Here is a 24,360-nt window from a genome sequence, read left to right as displayed (position 1 = left end):
ACCGATCACCGAGCCCGAGCTGAGGGCTCGGTGAAAGCCGTCCCCGCGCAAAGAAAGTCGAGGGCGCATTCAGAAGCTCGTTGGCCTCCTTCAGATCGGACTTCGTGTTATCAATAATCAAACCACTCGGTTCGATCTAATGCCGCGTACGCGGACGCTAGACAGGGACAGTTCATCGGGGTGCAGTAGGCATGCCTGGGGTGCGTAGCGACGTCCTCCGCGGTGAACGGCGACTCGGGGGCACTGTGCCAATCAGGACGATGCGGATCAGCACCGCGCGGCGAACGCGATGCGATCGAGAACGTCACGTCGCGCGTGGCAGAACCGCACCGGCTGCCACCTCCGGTGGCGATTCACCGGGGATCCGGAGTGTCGGGAAGCACTGCCGGATCTGGCGGCAGCGCGGCGACGGTCTCTTGCTCGTCACCAGCGGCGGGTACGACTTCCACAATCCGGGCGCCTGCCTTGCTCAGGACATCGTCCAGTTCGTTGTCCAGCTCGGTGACCAACCGATCGCATTCGCCAAATTCTTTCGCGAGCTCGAAGAACTTCGGTTCTCGCAGGGCCTTGTCGGCCCGTTCGCGCACCCGCGGACCAGTGCGATCGGCGTCAGCATCGCCGACGTGGAAAACGAGCGGATCGAGGTTCTTCGCGATCACCCGACGGACCAGTACCTCCTCAGCCTCCGCCAGCCGACCCTCCAGCGTTGGCGTCACAGACCGACCCGACCTCGCAATGCCGATCAGGTCGAGGAGATCGCGAATGTAGGTGGCTTCATTGCGCGCCGGATTGGGGACCTGCTCCAGGGTCGACACCACCTGAACACGCAGCTGGTCGTACGGTGTCGATCGGAACCCGAGGAGCCGACCAGGATCGAGACCCTCCTCGTCTATCCACCGAAGCGCATCGTCGAATAGGTCATTCAGCGCCGCGAGTGGAGATTCGACCGCACGGACAGTTGCGATCAGGCCCACCAACGTGTGCACCAGCTCAGCCTGATCGCGCAGCTCATCATCGGTGAACGTGGGATCGGCCAATACTTCTTCGGCTAGTTCGTCAGGGGTTTCCCGGAACCAGGCACCGAACCGATCCGGATCGATGTCCCAATCCGCAAACCGGGTGCGGATCTTCTCCCGCTGGGTCATGGCCGCGCCCCATCTTCGGGCGAGGTCGTCCAACTCTTCCGCCCACACACGTAGTTCACTCGATGTCGATTCCTCGATCGCAGCGTCGTCCGCGGCCCGACGAAGCACCGCGTCCCACGCCCGAATAGCCCACACCCACCTGCTGTAGCGGTGAAACCGGCGGGCTTTCGATTCCGCTGAATGTAGAATCAGGTAGGCCACTCCACACATGCGGTCTATACCGCGAGAAGAGCCGGGGAGCGTGTCCAGCCTGCGCGCCCTGTCGGGTGTCACGTCGTAGGGTGACCATCCCCGCAGCTTCGCAATCTGCTTCTGGACAGCGAACCGGTAAGTGGCGAGATCGCGCTGCCCCACCGAGTTCGGCGTAACCTGCCAGATCGACACAATCCGGGTGATCTCGTCCAACGAGCCCAGTCCTGGCATGGTCAGCCCGCTTGATTTGACGCCCTGAACTCCGAACGTGTTTTCCATGTTTCGGCACTCATGCCACGCCCACTCACATACGGCCTGCATCGGTTCTCCGACACTCGCAAAACCGTCCGCAGTGAATTGAAAGCCTTGCTCGGACAGATTCAGCTCACCATAGACAGCCCGAACAGCGTTCTGCAGAATACGACGGACCGCACCGTCCAGACGATCCATCTCCTCGAGCGAAAGAAATAGAGCCTCCAATTCGCCGAGCTCGTCGAAATCGGAAATCAGCGCCTTCATCTGAGCCAGTTCTTTACCGGCCACAGTGACTTCGGTGACTTTGCCAGCTTCTCTGCGGTGCCGGATTATCGCACGGTTCGAACCGGCCAGGTTCGCTGTAACCGATTTCAGGGCAGTATCGGTGACGAGATCCGGATCGATCTGGAGATGGGAACAGATACGCAAAGATAAGATACGTCTCCGGGCTACTATTTCGCGATACTCGGCCCTGTCCAGCCGAAACAGCAGTTCGGGAAATCCGTGCTTCCGACAGAGCGAGGAAAAGCGTGCATAGCTATCTCTCTCCGGCAGCGATGGATGCAGTATTCGTAGCTGCTGGAGTCGTTCGAAAACTAGGCGGACCTTCCCTGCCAAGGTATGGGCAGAATTTGTTCGATCGCCGGTCCATTCCCTCATATCTCGAAGCGACGAAAGCAACAGGTCGACGTGCGCTGCAATCAGCTCGACCCGATCGTGAACGCGCTGGAACAGCCCCGTCTGCTGACTCACTTCCGGCGGCTCTGCGCGCGCGGCGAGCAGCGCACGAAGAGAGTGCAGACGTTCCTCCAGGAGGATTCGCAATTCATCCAACCGGTCGGAGATATTGTATTTGCCAGAAATATTTTGACTGCCGTCACGCCCGTAGGCAGCATCGATGTCAGTTCCATCGCGGAAACGATAAATAATTGAGTCGAAATTTCCAAACGATAACTCGAACACCGCTTGCGGTTCCCTTCCCCCCATTGCCATGAGGAAGGCCTCGAAACGGATGGCATTGGCTTCCAGCTCGAGTTCGTCAATGACCTTGGATATGCCGGTAACCCGACTCGTGTGATGCTCGTAGTCGATTTCCGCGGCGATTGCCATGTCAAGAGCATTCAGTTGCGATTCGATCGCAGCTTCGTCTTCGGTGAACGCGGACAGGTCGAGGCGGTGGTGCAAGTCCGCACGCAAAACGTCCGAGAACTCGGGACCTATCGGTTCTCTCCACTTGCCTCGCCCATCAAGCGCACGCAGCGGAGCCCTGAGGGCAAAGCGTACGTCATCCGCATCCTGCTGCCGCCGCCATGCATCGCTCCCAGCTTCTTTCAGGTTGTTCAGGTGCTGGAGCCGCTCACCGAACACGCTCCGTGCGCTCGCGCCAAGGGGCGCAGCGGGATCATTCAGCGCTGCCTGCATGACAGACCGGATCCACCGGATACCGGGCCCGAAGAAGCGCGACCCCGCACTGTCCGATTCTGCCGTAAAGCTCTGCTGAGTCGGGATATGCAGGACCCGGGTGACAACATCCATCTTGTCGAGAATGCCGTTCAGCTCGCCGGTCAGATCACGGAGTTCGACGTCGAGTTCGGTGAGGATCTCCGGCCTGGCGGCGGGGTACGGCACGACACTCGCTGGGCTGGCACCGGAGGACAGAGCGCGCACCTGTTCGACCAGATCCGTGGTCGCCTTCCATTGCAGCTGCTCGATCTCATCGATGCTGATACCCAGCTCATAGATTCGCTGCACCCAGCCCACGACTGTCTTCACCGCGTTCTCCGCGACCCCATGCAGCGCGCCCGGCTGTCGCCACTTGTTGAACAGCTCCGAGACCAACTCCGCCAATCGCTCTGCGTCGGCGAGGGCGCGCCGTAGCCGACGCAGGCGGCTGATCTGGTCGATGAGATCGGTCACCTGCAGTACTTCGAGGTATTCGGATGCGGCAGCGGCGAACTCGCCGGTCACCTGCCGGGAACCGGCCAGTCGGGACACCCACTCACGGATCACGTTGTCGTCGCTGGAGAGGTTGTCCGGGGTGATATTCCGCGAAACAGCAGGCAACAGCCGGATCAGCTTGGCACGCGCGCCGTCGAGGGCGTCGTGCCACAGCGCCGGGTCCTCGTCGAGCACCTGGTCCAGGCTCACCTCGTACGGCGCAACCATCCGTCGCAGATACTCCATTCGATGATCGAACGGATCCAGCCGGCGTCGCCACATCGAGTGCACGGCCAACAGACCGGCCAGCCACAATCTTCGCTGCGCCGAGTCCGTCAGACGCCGCAGGGCGAAGTGGACCAGTGCCCGCGGCATCGACACTTCCAACTGCGCAGGCATTTCGATCCCCGGCCCAGGCTCCCACAGCGACTCGGCCGCCCGCCGCAAACGCCTCGTGTCGGGTACCGGTTTCCTGAACTCACGCATGAAGTCGGACAGCAGATCGTGCCTTTCCGGAGCGATCCAACGCCGCTCGTGTATCGGGTCCTCTGCCGAGATCTTCCACTGTCCCAGCTTCGCCTCCGGAGCTGCCGAATACCATGCGAAATGCAGCGAGCCGAGACGATCCGCCAGGAATCTCACATTCCAGCTCACCAGCGATTCCACAGCGCGGTCGTCCGTTCCGGTCACCAGTTCCCGGAATGCACTCAGGCCTCCGATTTCGTCGACACTGAACCCGGTCTCATCACCGAGTTCGCTGTACCAGCGCTGCACGATGCCATCGGAAAGGTTTCGAGATCGGCAGAATTCGGTATAGATCTCGGCGTTGCCTTCCGCTTTGCGGAATTCCCAGAATATCGTGACACCGTACGCAAGCACTGCTTCCGCTACACGGATGAAATCCTCAGCGGGCGTAATCCCATCGGAAGGGATGCGCATGCGCTCGCGCAACTCGTTCCACCAGCGATCGGCGGATCCCCCCATACCAAGTCTCTCTTGGACCATCCTGGTGACCGAGTCCACGATCTTGTCCAGCACATGTTCGGATGTGATTTCCCACGTTGCCCGTGCCACCCGGTAATCGGCATCCACGTCATTCTGCTCCGGGTCGGCGGCGAGCGCCGCACGTACCGAGACCTCGACCCAGGTCAATACCATGCCGATCGAGTCGTACACATTGCCGCGAAGCTTGCCGAGTGCATAGTCGATTATTCGGCGGTTTGCTGTGGTGAAATCACTGTGCGCATCCTCTACGACGGTGCCGTCGGCGGACACACCGACTGCAGATACCGCTTCGCCGGAAAGGGATTGCCGCGTTGTTCCGTCAGCTGCGTAGGCACCCACGTCGACATAGGAATTCCCGGCACGCCCGAGCTCGGGCAAACCCGGCCCGTCGGCGTACGACCCGCTCGGCCTCGGCGCAGTCGCGCTCCATGGCACTGACGCCTTGCCTCCCCCGATGCCAAGGAAGCTGCGCACATGATCCGTCACCTCCCGGCTTTGTACCAGATCCGTCCAGCCGATCAGTGAAGAGGCATATCCCCGCAGGGCCGCCTCCGCGCTTCCGGCGATATCTTCGACTGCCAGCAACGCAGAGACGTTGTCAATGTGGATATTGCCGAATTCGTGTTCCCTGATCGCGAAGTTCTCCGCCCAGCGCTGAGCCACCTTCCACGCGTATTTGCCACAATACGACACCGCATTTTCGAGAAGCTCGAAAACATTATCCACTCCTTCCCTTCCAGCTTCCAGCACGGCAAGCACGGCCACAATTCCGTACTGTTGTCGCAATGCAACATCCAATTCCAGGTCACGGTCATCTCCGGTATGCAGTGGGCTGAAATCCGTGGTATCCAGAACGTTTCCGAGAGCCCTCCAGATCGACATGAGGAAGTTGTCTTCGCCGTACGAGTTCGGAAACGGAGCCACGGCGAGTAGCTTGATGTTGGTCAGGCAAAAAGCACTGCTGGCATCGAGGCCACTGTCGAGATAGCTCCGCCCCGCGATTCCGGCGCCGACGGTGGCAGCCGCGTCCTCCACGTGATTGACGTCCTTTTTACCCGCGTAATGACCGCTGATCCCGATGAACGTCCCGTCCGGAACAGGAGTCGACAGCAGTTCGGTCACCGCTTGCGAATCGACCGACACAAGTTCCCCTTGGAATATCCCGTCCCGAAGCCGGATATCGTCATTGAGCAGCAGCACCCGGTCCGACGGCTCCCCGCAAACCACCGCCACCTTTTGCAGGAACGTCACCACGCCCGCGAAGTCCCACTCCGGAAGTCCCAGCACCTTGAAGGCCGACGCGGCGAACCGTTCGGCGGCTTCGGAGGGCCATGGCATGCCCGCCAGCAGCGCTGCACGTCGTTCTTCATCGATGTACACCACATCGAACGGGGCCTTGTCGATGGCGTGTCTGTTCCGGGTCCGGTTCTGCGGGTCGACGGAATCGTCGTAGACGAACACCGTGAATGTCCCCGGAACCACGGCGGCGATGTCGTCCAGCAGCGCTGCCATGCGTTCCGGTCGGTCCTTGGTGCAGAAATGGATCGTCAGCGGCGGCAGATCCTCGACGAATTCACGGGTTTCCGGCGGAACCGGCTCGTCCCCATCCCGTGTTCGGCCTTCAGTGGAAACACCCGAGCGCACGGACCCATCCGGCGTGTCCGACACCCCGCCACTCGGCCGCCCCTGCGCCGGTTCGCGGGAAGGCCTGGCCGACCACGGCGTCGCACCCACCCGTCCGAGGCCGGTGTCGGCGCCGTGTATGGCAGCCAGAGGGGGCGACTCGACTTTCAGGTGTTCCCCACCGGCGGCCGCGGCAGCTTGCGTCTCGTCCGGCGGGCTCGATACTCCCGGTCGCCGCAGCGGGCGGATCGGCCGCGAATGGGCGGAATGCCATGGGCTCCGAGCGGGGCGGGGACCTATCGGGAAGTCAGGCAACGCGCGCGGGCCAGAACCCGGGACAACGTTCCCTTCGTGGTCGTAGGAGACGACGAACTTGTCCATGTTCTCGGACAATTCGAGATGCGCCTGCCTTGCACCGAGCGCGTACGTCCATTTCCGGTTGCGCACGGCGTCGAAGAACTCGACCTTGCCCGGACGCCGCCGACTGTGCGCGATCGTGGCGACCAGCGCACCGGGCATGGGAACGGACAGCGTGACGACGCGAACGACACGAGCTCTCGGCTGGTAGACCACAAGCAAGGTCGCACCGGGCGGCATCGAAAGAACCCGCCGCTCCAGTTCGTCCCAGCTCTCCTTCGCCAAGCGGAATTCGCCGCCCGCAGCGCGCTGCGCCGCCATCGGAAACTCGCCGAGTGCGCTGGCCGCCGCTCGTTTCGAACCGTTGACGAGCGTGCTACCGGTATTCGACTGCACTCGCGCAAGCGCGCGCCGGAACCCCACCGCAACTCGCGCGCGCGTGCTGAATGCAAGGACTCCCGACGCGGCCGAGGTCGCCGCGAACAGTCCACCCGCCAACCAGCCCGTCGTGACCACACCTGCGGTAGAAAGCAGGTAGCCACCCAGCACCCCGCCCACCATGCCGCCGACGGCACCCATCACGCCGCTCGCAGCCAACGCTCCGCCGATCATTTTCTGCGGAACAACGTCTTTCTGATACAGGAAGAATCGCTCGTTGCCGATCATTGCGCCGACCCCGTTGGCGATCAACAGCGGCAGAATCAGCCATGGATTCGTGGTGACCGCGTACGACGCGGCGAGGATGCCTGTCGCGGCCAAGTTGACAGGGTCCGACACTTTCAGGTTGATTCTGTTGCGAATGCGTTGGGGCACAAGAACTGCCAGCATGATTCCAGCGGCTCCCGCAGCCAAAAGCACACCTGACGTCACCGCTGAGTAGTCATACGTCGCGATGAGATTGACCAATTGCGTGTTCACGATGGCATTTCCGACGCCCCACGGAAACAGCAGAAGCACGTTTCCGCGCAGGTAGGGATCCCGCCAGGTCGCGCGCGCTCCGTCGAGCATTCGAACGTGCTCTCCCGGTGCAGGCTCGATCGACGGAAGTGTGTGTAGCATCCGCAAGTACAGCGCGTAGGACGCGGCATCAGCGAAGAACGGGGCCGCGGGCGAAACGCTGGCCATGGCGGGGATGATGAACCTACCGACCGTGCCGGAGCCCTGACGTTCGATCACCGACAGTGTCACCGCGCTGGTCTGCTGATGCTCGGCCGCCAACCGTCGGCCGTAGGTCGTCGTCGAGGCGCTGCCGATCGTGTTGGCGATGGACAATGCGACGGCCGAGCCAACGAGCACGGGCGCGCCGCCAGGGAGGCCGAGCAAGATCAGCCCCCCGGTAACACCGGACGTAGCAAGTCCAACGCTCGACGTGATCTGTATGGTGCGCCGGTTGTCGTACCGGTCCGCAATGTACCCCGCTGTCGGCCTCGTCAGTAGTCGTGCCGCCTCGACCGCCGACGTGGCGAGACCGGCCCATTGCACCGAATTACTCAACTGTTGGGCCAGGAGCGGCACGTAGGAGGACAGCCCGACAGTTGCCGCGGAGGAAATGATCGAGCCGGTGTACAGCCGCCGGAGACCGACGTCTGCGACCTTCTTCTTAGGCCGGTTGCCCCCTCGGCCCCGGATCCAATCCAAGAACCTGCGCACCGCCGGTTGAGCGACGGCAGTGCCCGCCGATGCAGTGGACTCGACGCCGGTGATTATCCCCCGCCAATGCTGTTCGAACTGAACAGCATCCATTCCCAGCACACCATCGCGCAACACCAACGCACCGAGCGATGGCGTCGAATCCGATGCGACACTGCAGATTCCGTGTTCCGGCCGGATCCGTTCGTCGCTCCGGCCGATCCGCAGACGTTTCGGTGCTGTCCCCGGGCCGCCACCAGGCAGGACCAACGGATTGCGGTGTTTGTCGTAGGCGACGGCCCACAAACCGGCCAACTCGGCCGCAGTCGTCGGATACTCGTCGGCGACTCCGTCGAGCCCTTTACTCATGTCCCGCACCAAGATACGAACGATCTCGCCGCGCTCGTCACGCTCGTATTCCAAAACTCCATCGAGCCCTTTACCCGGGTCCTGCAATAGGATACGAACGTTCTCGCCACGCTCATCACACTCGTACTCCAACCGAAGCGTGTGCGCACTCACCCCGTGTTCATCCACCTTGTGCATGCCTTCGATCGGCACCACCGAGACACCGTTACGAGCGCCAGGAGCCATACCCTCGACCAGCTTCAGCAAGTCCTCCACCACAAAACGCAACGGCGATTCCGGGTCGATCGGAAACTCTTGCGGGTCACCACCACCCAATCCGTGCACAAAATCCTCGACGAACACACCACCCAAACCACCGTCGCTGGCCGCCACACCCGGCTTGCCAGTCCGCCTCCAGTGGAGGCTCACCACCATCACCCCGCATTGATTCCGAGCGTGACCGTTCGCTGGGGGATCGACCGTGGTGGGCGTAGCCTCTTCCACCGCACCTTGTCGCAGCGCGAAGGTGACAGCGGAATGCAGGAGATTCGCGAATTCCCGGTCGAGGTCGGTGGGTTTCCCGGACACGGCGGTCTGCTCGGCGGCGGCGATCATCAGGCAGAGTCGCAGGCTTCGGTCTGCTCGTCTCTGCGCCACATCCGCGCCCGGACGCTCAGCAAATTCAAAGACCAAGTCGCTCAACAAGGACATGAGCAGGCGCACGTCCAACTCCTCTGGCGAATTTCTGGTCTGCGCACGCAGCGCCTCACCTGGGGTAACCGAGCGCGCCAAATCGCTCAAGGCGCGCTTCAGCAGTCGGCGCAATTGACGTGGCCTGTCGACGGCCCGATCGCGCTGGCCCGGCTTCGTCCCGGCAGCCGCCGCCGGGTCGCTGGACAACCGGCGCTCCATGTCGAGCCGCCGCTCCTCGAGGTGCCGATTCACGGAGTACTCGCCGAGCGAGCGCACCCGACTCTGCAGGCTGTAATACCACCTGGTGGACAGGTTTCGTTCGTCGAACGCCTCTTGCAGCTCGCACAACCCGACGTACCGTTCGGCGACACCGGCCATCCGGAACTCTGCTGCGTTGACAAACGTATTCGGTTGCGCGCGCACCAGATCTATCCGCCGCCGCAGGTCATCGAGGCTCACCGTGACGTCCCAGCCCGCAGCGACCAGCTGCGAGTCACACAGAGCGACGGCATTATCCAATGCCTCCGTGCGCTCTCCGGACGCGTCCAGAATAATCCGATGATCCAGCGGGAAGCGCCGCACATGGTTCGCCGACAGGCGCGCGAACTGCTGGACGGCTCGATCTCGCCGACGGGTCGCCTCGTCGAAAGCGGCGGCGATGAGGTCGATCGCGTCGACGAGCGCGGTCATGCGGAGCACCGTGCGGACGAGGTCGAGCGCGGTGTCGAGACGCCGGAGTCGCGCAGCATGGTCCGGCGTGGCGGCCAGCGGCCCGCGCAGGCGGAGCAAGCGGGTCAGTTCGTCGTCGCCGTCCTGACTGACATCCAGTTTCGTAGGATCAATGCCGAACTCAGCATTCGGTCCCGAGGCTAGCGTGGCGGCCGCGTGGCGGCGCCGAGTAATGAGATCGGTGCGCGCCGGTACTAAATCGTCGCGCGCCTGACCCGAACCGGGCAGGTCGTCGGCGGCCCGTGCCGGCCGCGTCGCCGAAGCAGGCACGCCGGAGAGTTCCAGACCCAAGCCTTCCAGGCATTCGTCCAAATCGACTTTCAGCCAATACAATTGGTCTTCCAGCCGCACGATCATGGTCGATTCCCTGAGCAGTTCGCTCAGGTCACGGATCGGCCGGGTGATGCCGGAGGTGGTATCGGTCGAGGTCGCGGCGGGTGCGACGATCGGCGGCACCGCTGGTGCGGGCTGCCCGATCAGGTGGACCAGTCGTCCGTTCACGAAAAGCATGTCCGGCCGCGAGCCGGGCGCTGCCAAGCCGTAGTCACGCACCGACGACACGAACCGTGCACGGGTCGGCTCGAGCGACCGCAGTTGCCGTTCGGTGTCTTCCACCGCGATTCCGATTCGGTACAGCCGGTCGACCTGCCCCTCCATGCGCTGCAGGACACCGCCCTTCCGGATCACCACGGCAAGCACGCCCTCGATCCCACCCGGCCACCCGGCCGACGAGCGGGAGCTGTCGTCGACGCGCAGCATGCCGCGCGCCTGCGCGACGAGTCCGCGAAATTCGACCGCCTGTCGCACCAGCTCCGCTTCCACCGACTCGATCATGTGCGCCCATCGCGCCAACCAGCCGATCGCGCCGAGCAGCGCGGACACCGCGTAGGACCCGGTGAATCGCTTTGTCGCCGTGGCGAGTTCGGCGCTCACATCCCCCTGCTCCTGCCGGTGGACCGCTACCTGGTGCAACCACCGGTCATCCACTCGGCCCTGCTCGATCGCCAGTAGCCGAACCAGGTCGTTGCGCGCCTGTTCGTGCTGGGTGAACCATTGCTCCCAGACCTCGGAGCCGATCTCGAGCAGCTGCCCGGGATCGATGCCGTGTGACCCGAGCTGCGCACCGAGCTCCTGGACGAGCAGAGCGCGCCGCTCGTCGACGCGGCGGGCGGCCCCGCGCCGGACATCCGGCGGAAGGTAGGCCGCGTTCCTGTCCTCGCCGAAAGTATCGCCTGCCGAATCAGACGACGCGCCGTCCAGCGCCGCGCGGATCGCGATCAGTGCCGCCACCTCACCGAACAGCCGATCGAGATCGCTCTCGCGGGTCGCGATGTCGGCTACGCGCTGCTCGGCAATCGCCGCCGCCCGCGCCGCCGCCACATCATCGAGCAGGTGCGCCCATTCGATCAGCTGACGTGCCCACGCGGCCTTCTCCGCGCGCACCGCGGCATCGGCGGCGGGATCCTGTTCGGCTTGGGCTTCGTCCCATCGTGCCGCGTTGACGGACTCGTCCAACGCATCGATGGCACGAGCCCACGCGTCATAGCGATGGAACCGGCGCGCACCGTCGACGACCGGCTCGACGGCCCGGATCTCCGCAACGACGTCCCGCTCGGCCGGGTCGTCGGACGAGCGGTCGAGTTCGGCGTAGCGCTGCTCGACTCGTGCCTCCAGATGCGCCAACGTCTCAGAGCCGGGAGTGAGGTGCCACACCGACTCGACCCTCAGTCGCCGCCCGAAAGAACCGACGACCTCGGCGGCGGCCGCACGCTGCTCGACCGCCGAATCACGTAGTCCGGCAAGGTGACTGCCCAGCGCGAAGGTGCGCTCGATCGGACGTGACCGGCCGCCGTCGGCGAACCGCACGCCGCGCAGGCCTTGGACGGCCTCGGCCAAGACGTCGTCCCATTCGGCATCCAGTCGCCGATGTTCCTCGGCCAACTCGGCAAGCTTGGCGATTCGGCGAAGCTCCAGATATCGCTGCGCCGAGAACCCCCGGAGGAAAACCAACACCGAACCTGGTATCGGGACAGTTCCGGCCCGATGCAGCTCCGCCAGCTCCGTGAGCTCGTCCTCGCCGACCGTCTCGACCGCCCGCCCGAGCAGCAGTCCCAAGTCGCGACGCACCAGGTCCGGCGCGCTGCTGGACCCAAACCACTTGTCCCGGTACTGCTTTGCGTGCCTCGCCAGTCCGTCCGCGCCCGCGTTCTCGAGTTCCTGCCCGAGAAACGACTCAGCGGCAGCACGCATGCTGACCACGGCCAGGTCGAGTCGCTGCTGCCCGCGGCGGCCCGGCCGCAATTGCCAATGCCGGAACCCGCGCATGGCGGACAGCGACGAGAATTCCAGTTCGTCCATCTCCGGCAGACGGTTCTTCGCGGCGGCCAATCGGTCGAGGTGGTTGGTCAACGTGGCGATGCGATCGAACTCCCCGGCAAGGACCTCGACGGGCCTGCCGTGGCCCCTGCTGTCGGCAAGCCACGAGCGGATATCCCGCACCAGTGCACCGAGCGCGTCGATCCGCTCGACTCGCCGCGTCCTGCGGTCGATACCGTCGAGTGTGCTCAGCACGTCGAGTCGAGCGACGAAATCCTCGAATACCTCGGAGTATTCGGTCGGTAGTTCGCCTCCCCGGATACCTTCCGCCATCGCGCGCATGCGTTCGTCCCTGGTCGCAACCGGGTCCGGTGGTCCGGGCACGAATCGCCGCAGCTGTTCGTATAGCGCGTCGAGCGCACGCGTCCATTCGGCTCGGATCGGCGAGCCCACGCGAAGCAGTTCCGCACGTTGGGTTTCCGACAGCGAGTACCGGCGAAGTGCATCGGACTGCCGTAGCCATTCGGTGAGTTCCATGGCATCGAACCGGGCCAGCTGCCGCTCGGACGTCAACAGGCTACTCAGGTCGGCGCGACCGCCGTCCACGTACTGGCGCACGGTCCGCTGTACCCGGCTGTCGAATGCTGACTGCTCGTCGCGAAGTCGTTCTGCCAGTTCCGATGTCGAGCCAAGCCGCGTTCGCTCCTCGGCCACCTCCGACCGCGTTGTCCTGACGAGTTCTGCTCGCGTATCGAGCTCGGCCAGGTCCCTCTCCAGCGCGGCGAGCAAGTCAGTGCGGTACTCGTAGTCGGCCGTCGCGCGGATGACATCGTCCAACTCCTGGAGCCACAAGGTGGCGTAAGCCAGGTCGCTGTCGGCCGCATCCGCTCGATCCAGCAAGGGCACCAAGAGATTTCGGACGGCTTCCCGCAGTCTCGGCGTTTCCCACAACTGTTCCGATCCAGGGCCGACCTCCCGCTCGTCCAGGTCCCGGCACGCGGCGATGCGCGCAGTGAGATCGGCCGTCGCTCGTCGCTGCTGCGCACGCGCCGCGGCCAACGCTGCGGTCAAGGCGTCGATGTGCTCGATCCGGTCGCGCGAACGAGCCAGCGAAACGCCGTCCACTTCGAGCGTTGGATCGATGTCGGACAGCGCATCTCGCGCGATCGCCGCCTGACGCTCGAGCTCGGCCGCCGCGTCGGTGCGCAGCCGGCGCAGGTGTTCGCCCAACTCGACGTCGGGGTCGGGGTCGGGTGGTCCGCGTTCGGGCGGGCGACCGGTCATGAGGTGAATTGGGAATTCGATGCCGGGACGTCCGGCAGGCTCGCCATCGGGGTCGAGCTGAAGTTCCGGCACACCATCGGATTTGAACGCCAATCCGTGATAAGTCGCGTTCGGACCTGCGACCTTCGCCAGGTGCGCGGCCCACAGGTCCACCGCCGCGTCCCCTCGCACCGTTCGCACCTCGACGACCGCGACCCCGTTCTCGTCGTATCGTACGGCTTGCTCGACGACCACGATCTCGTCGCGCGCCATCTTCACCGTGAACGCGTGTGCACCGTAAACCCCGAAATCCACTGCGCCAAGTATAGTTCCGCCGAGCCGCCGCACATGCTCGACCATCGCCGCCGCGTTCGGGTATCCGCCAGGGTGCCAGTTCGCACGGGCCCACCGTGCCGCGTCCCTCCCGTGCACCCCAGCCGTCACCACCCTGCCACGGCGATCCTTGGGGATGTCGATCCGGGGCTGCCCAGGGCCGGTCGCGGTAGCATCCGCAGCGACCAGGAAACAGTTCTCCGGTATCGACTGGGTGATCGAGTGCGAGTCGTACGCATCCAGGTGGCCTCGGCCGCGCAAGTACGTCTCGACGTGGTCGATGAACTCGCGCGGATCCCCGACGGCGACGTCCCCGAAAAAGTTTGTCAGCACATCGTTTATCGGTTTGCCGCTGCCCTGAACGACGTGCCACCGCGGCGGGGTGCCCGGGTGCATGTCGCGCTCGAAGTACAACGATTCGGACACGGCGTCGCCCAGATTCGTGAGGTACGGCGTGGTCATCACGGGGAGATGACCAGCCGACGTCAGCGACGGTAGCTGTCGAGTATGCAATCTGTAGAGCACGTGTGCGGGATGGGACTGCCCGATCGTGGGGTCCGCCAAAACCATGCGGTACCCCAAAGGTAGGACCTCGTAGCCGTCCTTCAGTATTCCGATCGGCTTGTCGTCCGCGCCACGCCGTCCGAACTCGTAGTCGAATGCGTTGGGGCCCAGTTGATCCAGCCATTCACGGAACCCTGCACTGATCAGGCCCGCCTGTCGATAGATCAAGTAGTGGTGCAGCAACTGTGCATTGACTTCGCGGTGATCCAGTTTGGGCCGCGTGGCTTCGGCCTCCTGGGCGGGGATCGGCCTCGCCTCGATTCGTCCATCAGGCTGTGGTGTCACCAGTAAGTAGCGCAGGACCAGCCCTTCGCGCCACAGCGCATCGGCGAAACTCGGGTGGGCGACTGCCAACCGAGTCAGACTCCTCATGTGCCCACCTTTCGGTGCGGCAACGATCAGCACACCGCCGGCCGCGTTCGGCACGTACCCCACCTGGTCGGTCAGTCGGCGCGCACCGTCAACGCCTGCCAGCTCCAGATCGACTATCCGCCCGGTCAGGAATCCGTCTCGGGCCCTTTGCGTTTCGGACACGGCGGTGGCTAGTTCGCCGTGCTGGCCCAGATGTTCGGTGAATTCCTCTATCTGCCAGAGGGTTTCGCTACGGCGCGCCTCGGGACTGTCTTCAGGCGGCTGGATCGATGCCAGCTCCGTCGGCTGAATGCCGAGCGTGTCAGCCAACACTTCCCGCTCACGTCTCAGGTACCGCTCCAGCTCTCGCGTGGACTCGGGGTCGTGGCGCGCGCGCAGCACAGCCGGGTGCTCGGCACTCAGGGCACTGACCAGCGCATCGTATTTTTGGTCCCAGGCGCGCAGACGGTCGCGAGCCGCGGCGACCTCGAGTACCAGCGCGCGGTAACTGTCGAGCGCGTCCGGCGACAGGTCAGCGCCGAATTCGCCGGGTCTCTGCAGGGATTGATCCGGGGCTGTCCTGGTGAGCTGAGCGCTGATGCCCCGAAGCAGGGGCATCAGCTCCGTATTCCAGATGTAGGTCCTGCTAACACCTTTCTTGTCGTACGTTGTGCGCACCCTGCCTTCGTGGAGCGCCCAACCGAGCCGTTTGTCGATCTCCTGCTCCGGCGACGCCCACGCTTGCCAGTCGACCTCGCCCCGCCAAATATCGATGACCACCGGACGACCGTGGAAAGACACGATCTGCTGCCAGAAGTCACGTCGTAGACCAGGGGCCCAGATGGGGCCGTCGGTGCCGGCGCCGGGGGTGGCGGCCACGAATTGTTGCGCGACCCGGTGGAGCAACAGTTCCGGATCCGGATCCGACAGCCCCTCGAACCATCGGCTCACCACGTCACTCACGGCACCGTGCCCGTTGGGTGGCGCGAGACGCCACTCGTCACCGTCGTTGCGGATCTCGACCACGGTGGACCTGCGGCCGACGTCGACCTCGGCGCGCAAGACGAGCGATCCGCTGGCCGGCCCTGGCCGTTCGGCACCAGGCTCGGCGATGTCCGGGAGCACGAACTGCCGGGTGAGGGCTCTGATCAGCACCGCAGTCGGGTGCGCCAAGTCCGCGCCCACCGCCGTCGTTGCGGACTTCGCCAGCGCGTAACCGAAGGCCTGCAGCGTGCCATCCTGCTTGAACATGCTTGCCGCCGTAGGGGTTCCGCCTGCGCCGCGTGCCTGCTTGTCCTTCCTGGCACGCTTTGTGCTCGCGAAGACGCGCTTCCCCAGTCCGCCGAGCCAGTCGCCGAACCCGACGTCGACCAACCCCAGCTGGCGAAAGCGCAGATATTCCGCCAGGAGAATGCCTTCGATCTCATCGACGGTCGGTTCCCGATACCACCGCTCTGCCTCGCTCGCGCTGCAAATCTCCGCGACCGGTGTGCCGTCCGGACTCGGTGTCACCCGCACGTATCGCTTGTCGAACTCCGGTCGCCACAGCGCTCCGGCGAACCGGGGGTCAGCCAGTGCGAGGTCGCTCAGTACCCGCATGTGCATACCAGGAGGCGCGGCGACGACCAGAATTCCGCCGCCGGTGCCGTCGGCAGAAAATGCCACGCCCTCGGCGACCCGCTCCGTGAACGGCAGCTCGCGGTCGAGCCATGTCGTGAGCTCGTCGGCGACGGCAGCGCGGAGAAGGTCCGTTGGCGGCTGCTCGATCGACCTCGGCTGATCGGGTTCGGCGGCAGCGCGGCCCGGCGGCTCGACCTCGTGAACGAAAACTCGGCCGTCCTCGTCCACGACGAACTCACGGAAATGGAAACGCGCCTGCCGACGTTCCAGGTCGGCCCGAACCGCGGGCTCGACCTCGTCCAACGCCCGATCCAGCCCGGACACCGGACCCGCGACGAACACCTGTGGCGGTTCGCCTTCGACCTCGACGACCGCAACCAGAGGCGCACGCCACTGTCCCCCTTGCCCATCAATAACCTCACGGCGCAGGGCATCCCGCGCGACAGCGGTCGCAGCCTCCGCGCGGGTCGCGCGCTCGACGGTGTGTGCGGCGAAGAGCAACGGAAAGTAGTGGTCGAGGAGAAGCTGGCTGGTTTGTTCGACGGTGAAGGCGTCGTACCCCTCGTCGGCCAGCGGATCCTCCGCGGTCGCGGTCCGATAGGCGATGCCCCAGCTGACCAGCGCGTCGATCGCATCGCGCAGCTCGTGCGGGCGCAGGTCGTGCAGTTGTGCCACCTCGAGCGGTCGTGCTCTGGTCACGAGCTCGCTGAACACACGGCGGCGGCGGTCCGCGGCCGCCGCGATCCGCTCACCCCATACGTGGTGCTCCGCATGAGCCTGTTCGGTCGGCTCGAATACGCGTGCCGCGCTGCCCGATACCCATTTCGACGGCTGCGGTGGCACCTCCGATCGATCCAGGCCCCAACGCGTCGCCAGGCGTCCCGCGGCATCGTGTATCCGCGCGAACGCGGCATCGCATTCCTTGGCAAGCCGATTGCTTTGGTCGACGTAGTGGTGCAGATGGCGCAGTCCCAGGTAGCGTGCCGCGTCGGCGCGCCGCTGATCGACTGTGGCCAGTCGCCCTTCCTCGCTTGTTCCACGCAGGTCCGACTGTCGTTGTGCCCACAGTTCGTCGGCCCGCCGCACCGCGCCCGGGGTGAGTTCGGTCCAGTGCGATATGAGGCCGGTGTTCACCAGCACATCGACCAGGTCGACTTCCAGCGCCCTGAGTTCCCCACGCAGTCGCGCGAACTCGGACTTCGCATTCGCCGGCTGCAGGCCGCACTCGGCCGCCAGTCCGTTGCGCAGACCGTGCACACGAACCAGCACGTCGAGTGCGTTCAGTTCCGCATCGATAGCCGAGGCCACATCGAAGGGCTCGGCGACATCGCGATCTCCGGGAGCGGGGTCCGACACTCGTTCCAGGCCCGAGGCAACGGTTCTCGCCAGCGCATGGACTCGAATCCGCTCGTCGACCGCCACCGCGTAATCCTCGACAGCCGAGGCCACCTCTTCGAGCAGTTCGCGCTGGCTGAAGTCGGTTCCCAGCTCTGCGATCAATTCGCGCCGACTGGAGTCGACTCCCAGCTCCTCGGCCCATTCCCGCAATTCCGCGCTCGTGTAGGACGAAACGTCCATATCGAACTTGGCGGCGACCGTTTGGAGACGGAGCTGGCAATACGCCTCCATGTTCTCGGCGCGCTTCGCTTCGACGCGAGCGATCTCGGCCGCGTCAGCCTGGCGATCTATCAGCCGCATCAGCTCGAGTCCGAACTTCTGGTCACGGAGCCGAGCGATCTCCGTCTTGACCTCGATGAGTTGGCTTGGCAGCTCGATTATTCGGCCGATTTCGAGGTAGTCCATGATCGCCGTGATCCGGTGGGCGACGTAACCATCCGGCCGCAGCTCGCGCAGCAGCCGCAACTCGCCCAAGGGATCGATCGCCAACCGGTGCTCGGCGTCGCGCCGCGGCAACTGCTCCGCCGCGGCGAGCACGTGGGCCAGCTTCGGATCGAGTGCACGAGGTGGGTGATTCGGCTCGGCGGATGCGTCCGCAGCATCGGCCTCGGCAACCAAAAGTACCTCACCCATGAGACCGATCAGGTCACGCAGACCACCGCCCGGTGCATCCGCCACGAGCTCGCGCCGCGTCCTGGCGTCCACCGATTCCAGCCCGCGCTGCAAACGTTCGATCAGCCCGAAGATCCGCTGGCGCAGTTCCGGACGTCGCAGCTGGCTCACTATCTGCTGGTGCATCGACCCCCCGGAGCGAGTCCTTCGGTAGGTCTGCTGGTAGACGTCGATCGCCTGGGCCAGCCCGTTGGCCGCCGCATCGAACTTGTATGTCCACTCCGCCATTCCGGCTGAGTCCGGCCATAGGTCCGTGGTACGGGTGCCCTGCATGGCGGCGAGGTGACTCAGCTCGAAATCCAGCTCTTTCGCACGGGTCTCGGCGATATCGAGCGACGTGGCCAGGTTTCGCAGCTGCGTGTCGATATCCCGGTCAGCGATCTCACCTCTCGGTTCTGGCAGATCCCCGACACCGGCGACAGCACGCACTGGCGACGATGCCACCGGGTCGATCCCATCCGTCGTCGAGTCACCGGACGCCGAATACAGGGTGCCGTCGGCCTTGCGGACGACGGCGTACAGGGCAAGCCCGGAAGGAAACTGGATCCCGCCTTCGAACAGTCGCTTCGCGCCGCCGTCAACCAGCGGGTCCCGCCACTTGAGCGCTCTGGGTTGTGCACGGTCGTGAAAGAACAGTCGGGCGTGATCCTTGCCTCCGACACGGCGGGCGTGCCTGCTTTCGGTCACGACGTAGGCGGCGGCGCCGGGTCCCAGATTATCGAGCAGGTCCGCGATCTCGTCCCAGGTTTCGTATACCGCCCAGCGCTTGGCACGAAGGGCGGACAGTATCCGCTTCGGGTCCGTCCCGCCTAGACCGGCGTCGGGCATCGGCGGCGCATCGGCCAGATACGCGGCGGCGTTGGGGTTTTCCTCCTTCAAATACTGGAAGACCCGTGCTGCGCAATCAATCGGTGTAGGCGCAGTCGGAACATCCGGTACTTGAAATACGCTTTCGCCGTCCGGCTTTCCGGTAAGCCCCGGACCGGCGACCGGTGCCAGCGGCTGCTGCGGCGTCGACTCGTGCGGTGTCGCCTCGGCGACCGGCCCGGACGGTCGCCTTTCCGACCGCCGCACCGGTGGCACCGACACTGTCTTCTTTGTCGGCGGCGGTTCACCCCCGGGCGACGGCCGGCGCGGCCTTGTCGGTGGTCGCACCAGGTCGCCAGAGAGGCCCAGTAGCCGCAGGCGCCTGCGCAGCTCGCCGGGACCTGTCTGTACCAACCGGCCGAGCTGACTCCGGCCGGAATCGGGTCCCGCGGTGGGGATCCGCGCCGTCAGCTGGCTGAATCGGGTCGCGGCGCCGATCACCGAGACGAGGAGCGCACGCGATTCGGCGAGCTCGATCAGGTGCTCGTCCTCCGGCGTCGCCGGATCGGACCGGTCGTCGATCGCGGCCAAGGCCGCGGCGAGTGCTTCCCCGATCCGCCGAGCGCTCACGTCTTCTGGGGTGATGCCGAGCAGCTGAGCCAATTCGGCTGTCCGCGACGCAAGTTCGGCGCGCAGTCGGGCCAGCTCCTTGGACTCGGGACCCGTCGCCCAGTGATCGATGTCGATGCCGTACTGGCGGAGTTTCTCCGCCAGCTTGCCGAGTTCGGAACCCGTCCGAATCCATTGCGGCCGCAGCGGGGAGGAAAACCACCACGACTCCCCCAGCGATTGACGCGGTGTCGAGCTCGTCGGCGACGCTGGGGCGGTCGGCGACGCAACTTCTTCTGGTTGTTCGGTCGAGTTCTGCTGCACCGGTGGCAATTTCGCAACCTCATCGCCGGTCGCCGCATAGCGATCGACGGCCTCGAGCACTTCGTTGAGCGCCGCGGAAGGACCGTCCTCGGCAAGTCGGCGCATCGCAGGCCAGCGCTCCCCCTGCGGGACGCTGGTGCCGTCCGGTGCCAACTCAGCCGCACGCAGCCGTTCCAGCCGCAGCCATTCCAGCACAGCGCTCATGTGGCGCTCGTCGGCCAGCTTGCGCGCCGTCTCGCCGAGCATCTCCGCTGGCCTATCCAGCAATCCCGCTTGCGCCTCCGGGGAGAGCCGACCATACCCGTCCGAGGCCAACCAGGCTTCGAACCGATCCATCGTGTGCTCGAGCAACGGCCTGCCCCACAGGCGCAGCTCCTGCGGTGCGGCCTGGAACAGCTCGGCGAGGCGCGCGGTCGCCGCCGCATGCGCCTCTCTCGGATCCTGCGGCGGCTCCTCCTCGGCTGCCGCGGTGGGCGGCACCGTGTCGGCCGGAGCCGCAGCCGACTCGACAGTCGGTTCCCGAACGGTCGACTGCGGATCCTGTTGTGGCACTAGCGGATCAGCTGCTTCGTCGACGTTCTCGTCCGAGGGGACAGCGCCAAGGATCGCGGCACCCGACCACCCCGCGACATCTCGAACGTCGGGCGCAGACTTGGCGGCGGCAGGCTGCTGAGACGCGGGATCGGCCGCATCCGGCGGTGTCTCCGTCGAACCAGGCGGTGTCTCCGTGTGCTCCGCACCGGCCCGCGCGGCCGTCCCTGCGTCGGAATCTCCCTGCGCGGGAACGGTTTCCGCTCTCTCGCGCTGCCAAGCCTGGCGCGCCTGCTCCAGTGCGGCCTCCGCTACGGGATCGGCCCGACCTGACAGCAAATCCGCGAGCTCACGCGACTGGACGGCAACTGCCGACGGACCGCCCTCCGACCGCCCACCGGCGAGCTCACGTGACGGCTCGGCCACCGTCGACGACCCCGGCTCCGACCGCGGACCCGACGAGAAATCCGGCGCCGAATACGGCCCTGTCCCATCACCATCGGGCCCGCCTGCCCGCGAGGCGGTGCTCGCACTGGACGACCGTGGGTCCGCCGCCGCGCCCACCGCTTCGGTGACCGGCGCCGGGCCGGTCGGAGTCCGTGGCGCCAAACCACTTTCTGCGAGCATCGCGGCAGCCTCCGCCGACAACGCGCTCGAACCCCTGCGGTTCGCCTGCCGTGTCTCGGCCGATTCCTTGTCCCGCAACTCACGCACCCGCTCCAGCCCCGGATCCGTGACCCGCTGGCGTTCGGAGGTGATCGACGGTTCCGGAACCGAATACGCACCCGTCCCATCGGCCTCGTCCCAACCCGACCGCGAGCCGACCGACTCCTCCCGACCTGCCCCGGCAAAAACCAGCTCGGGCTGCGTCTCACGCCCGCCTGACATCAGAACATGGTCCGCACCAACAGATTCGGACCGCAGCATCAGGTCAAGGTCGTCCTGCCACCGCTCGCGTGCCGCTGGCACCGGTTCTGCCACAACAGGTTCGAGCCGCAGCATCAGATTGGGAGTATCCAGCAGCCGGTCGCGCGTCGCATGCACCTCCATCCACCGCTCCACCACCTCGGCGTCGCTACCCGCATACTCCCGCAATCTGTTCTGCAGTTCCGCGGGCAACGCCTGCGCCGCATTCACCGCGTCGCCGACCGGCACTCGGCCGTTCGCCACATCGGCGACCATGTCGCGACGCACGGTGTCGCCGATCCACTTGCCCGCGTCCTCGCGTGCCTGCTTCCCCAATTCGGGCAGCCGCTCGGCCAGCTCCACATGAAACTCCACTGCGGCACGCAGCCGTGACGGCGACATCTGGTAGAACTCGGTGTCCGACAGCCCCAACCACCGCGCCAGCGCCGACCCCGCCTTGGTCGACTCCCGCTCCAACACCGCGAAGTCCGCCGCGCGCACCTTCGCCAGTGCCTCTGCCGAGGCCGCAGCGCCGAAGTCCTCGATCTCCTTCTGCACCAAGGCATCCCGATCGGCGTCGGCCATCGGCTCAGCCTCGGCCGACCGCGGTGCGGGCTCGCGGTGATCGGACGCCTCGGCGGTCCGCGCATGCCCATCCGGGCCTGCAGTCGGGTCCGCGCCATCTGCCTCGACGACCCGGGGTGCAGGCTCGCTATGACTGGGCGCGTCGACAGCCGACTGTGCACGCTCGGCCGCACCGGTCAGGTCAGCGCCAGTGGTGCCGGGTGCACCGCTCTCGGTAACCCGCACGGCGGCAACGGGATCGGGCTGTTCGTATCGGGGATGAGCGCTGTCCCACGTCCCGTCGGCCGCGCGCGGATCCAACGCCTTGACCCGAGCATCGGCCGTCCGGTATCGCTCCAGCTCGTCCAGCAGGCGACCGACCGACGGCACGCGTTCGTTCGCGGCCGCCGCACGCACCGCCTCCCAATGCTGCTCCGTCGAGGAACTCGCCGGTGGCTCCGCAGACTCCTGCTGCTGCCGCCACCACTGCCGTACCGACGCACCCCGCTCCATAACATCGGCGTACGCTTGATCGCCCACACGTTTGTGCAGATCCGACACGGCCCCTTCGCGCACTCCCGGCGGCAGCTCGGCCCAGCCGTGCTCGCCCAGCGATCCCACCCAGCGGTCAGACTGCCCGACCGCCCATTCGAACGGCTCCGGCCCCAACCAGCGCACCTCTTGCGGCGACCGCTCCAGCAACCGGGCAAACTCCGCGCGAGACTCGTCCCGCGCGGCGACGGCCTGGTCGAGTTCGGCTGTGCCGCTGTCGGTTACCGCGGATTCCGGGTCGTCTCCGTCCGCTGGCCGATCAGTACTCTCCGGCGGGTCAGCCGGTGCGGACGGCGCGATCTCACCGCCGGACGCGGTCGGCGTCTCGGCCACCACGGGCCGCTCGGATCCACTCGCGGATGCCTGGGACGCGATCTCGCCTCCGGCGGCGACCGAGTTATCAGCCGTCGCCGGAGGCACGGTGGGACTCAGCGATGCAGTCGGCTCGGGTTCGTGTGCGGGAGCCCTGGTCTCGGCTAGCTCCTGCTCCCGTAGCTGCTGGATTCGCTCATACAGCGCCGCATTCGGATCGGCGACCGGCCCTGTCGACGCCGTGGCAGCCACTCGGTCCGAGGAGCCGGGCAGGAATTCGGCGACAGCGGATTCACCGGCCGCTGTCAGTGCGCGCTCTCGAGTGCCGAGTGCATCCGGCCGCATCGTGAGATCCGTAGTGAGCCCGATCTTTTCGTGCTGGCTCAGGCCCGACGGTGCTGACGGCGCGTCGGGGTGCGCCCGCGCATGCAGGTGCGCGCCCGCCATCCCGATGGCCATACCACTCACCAACGCCGACATCGGCAACCGGAACTCGCCGGTGATTCCCGCGGTGGTCGCCGCGCCACCGATGACACCGGAGAGGCCGGACACCGCGGCAACCACCGCCCGCCCCAACAAGACCGGCGGGTCAGCGCGGGAGACAACGGCGTGCGCCGCTTGCCCGCCAAGCGCACCGCTCAGCGCGGACCCAGCACCCGCCGCAGCGGCGATGCCGACCGCGCGCCAGTCGATCGACTCACGGTGTCCGTCCAGCAGCCCCTGGATCTGCCCTAGCTGCACACCGACCTCGATGCCGCCGGCGAACACCGCGAATCCGCCAGCCTGGACGAGCAACGGCCCCGCCCACGCCGCGGCGGCGGCCGCCCCGGCACCGGCCCGTGCGGCAACGAACGCCCGGAAGGCGGCCAGGTGTCGCGCCCGCGCGCTGGTCAATATCTCGGTCGCGGCGAGCGGATGCAAACCACCGGCCACCAGTAGCTGATAGGCCGTCATCAGGCCGAAGGCGTACATCACGTACACCTCTTTGTCGCTGTCGGCCGCACTGCGATCGGTGTGGCGCGCCATGCTGTGACAGAACTTCGTCGAATCATCGGCTACCCGGCACATCGGCGCGGCGTCGGCGACGACGCGGTCGCCGAAATCACCGCGCACGGCCTCAGGCAACGCCGCAACCTCGGCCTGCAGCCGTTGCGCGAGTTCCGCCAACTCCGCGCCCGCACGCTGCCATGCCGCACTGACCCGGCGCCCGGCATCGCCGTCCATCTGGGGAACTTCGCCGCCGAGAACCAGGTCCCGCACCAGTTTCGGGAGCCCTTCCACCTGCTCCTGCGGGGTTACCGACACAATGAGCATCCCCCGGTGA

The 24,360-nt window shown here is 65.8% G+C and carries 1 protein-coding gene; it reads right to left on the bottom strand.

Features of this window, described 5'->3' with window-relative positions:
• Positions 1–353: 353 nt before the first annotated feature.
• A complete protein-coding gene (locus NA11_RS11605; protein WP_141717531.1) occupies positions 354–24,341 on the bottom strand; it encodes an MFS transporter in 23,988 nt (7,995 codons plus the stop codon).
• Positions 24,342–24,360 lie beyond the last annotated feature (19 nt).

The sequence above is a fragment of the Nocardia altamirensis NBRC 108246 genome (genome assembly GCF_001612685.1).
Classification (GTDB): Bacteria; Actinomycetota; Actinomycetes; order Mycobacteriales; family Mycobacteriaceae; genus Nocardia; species Nocardia altamirensis.
This window is presented reverse-complemented; position numbering and strand designations above follow the sequence as displayed.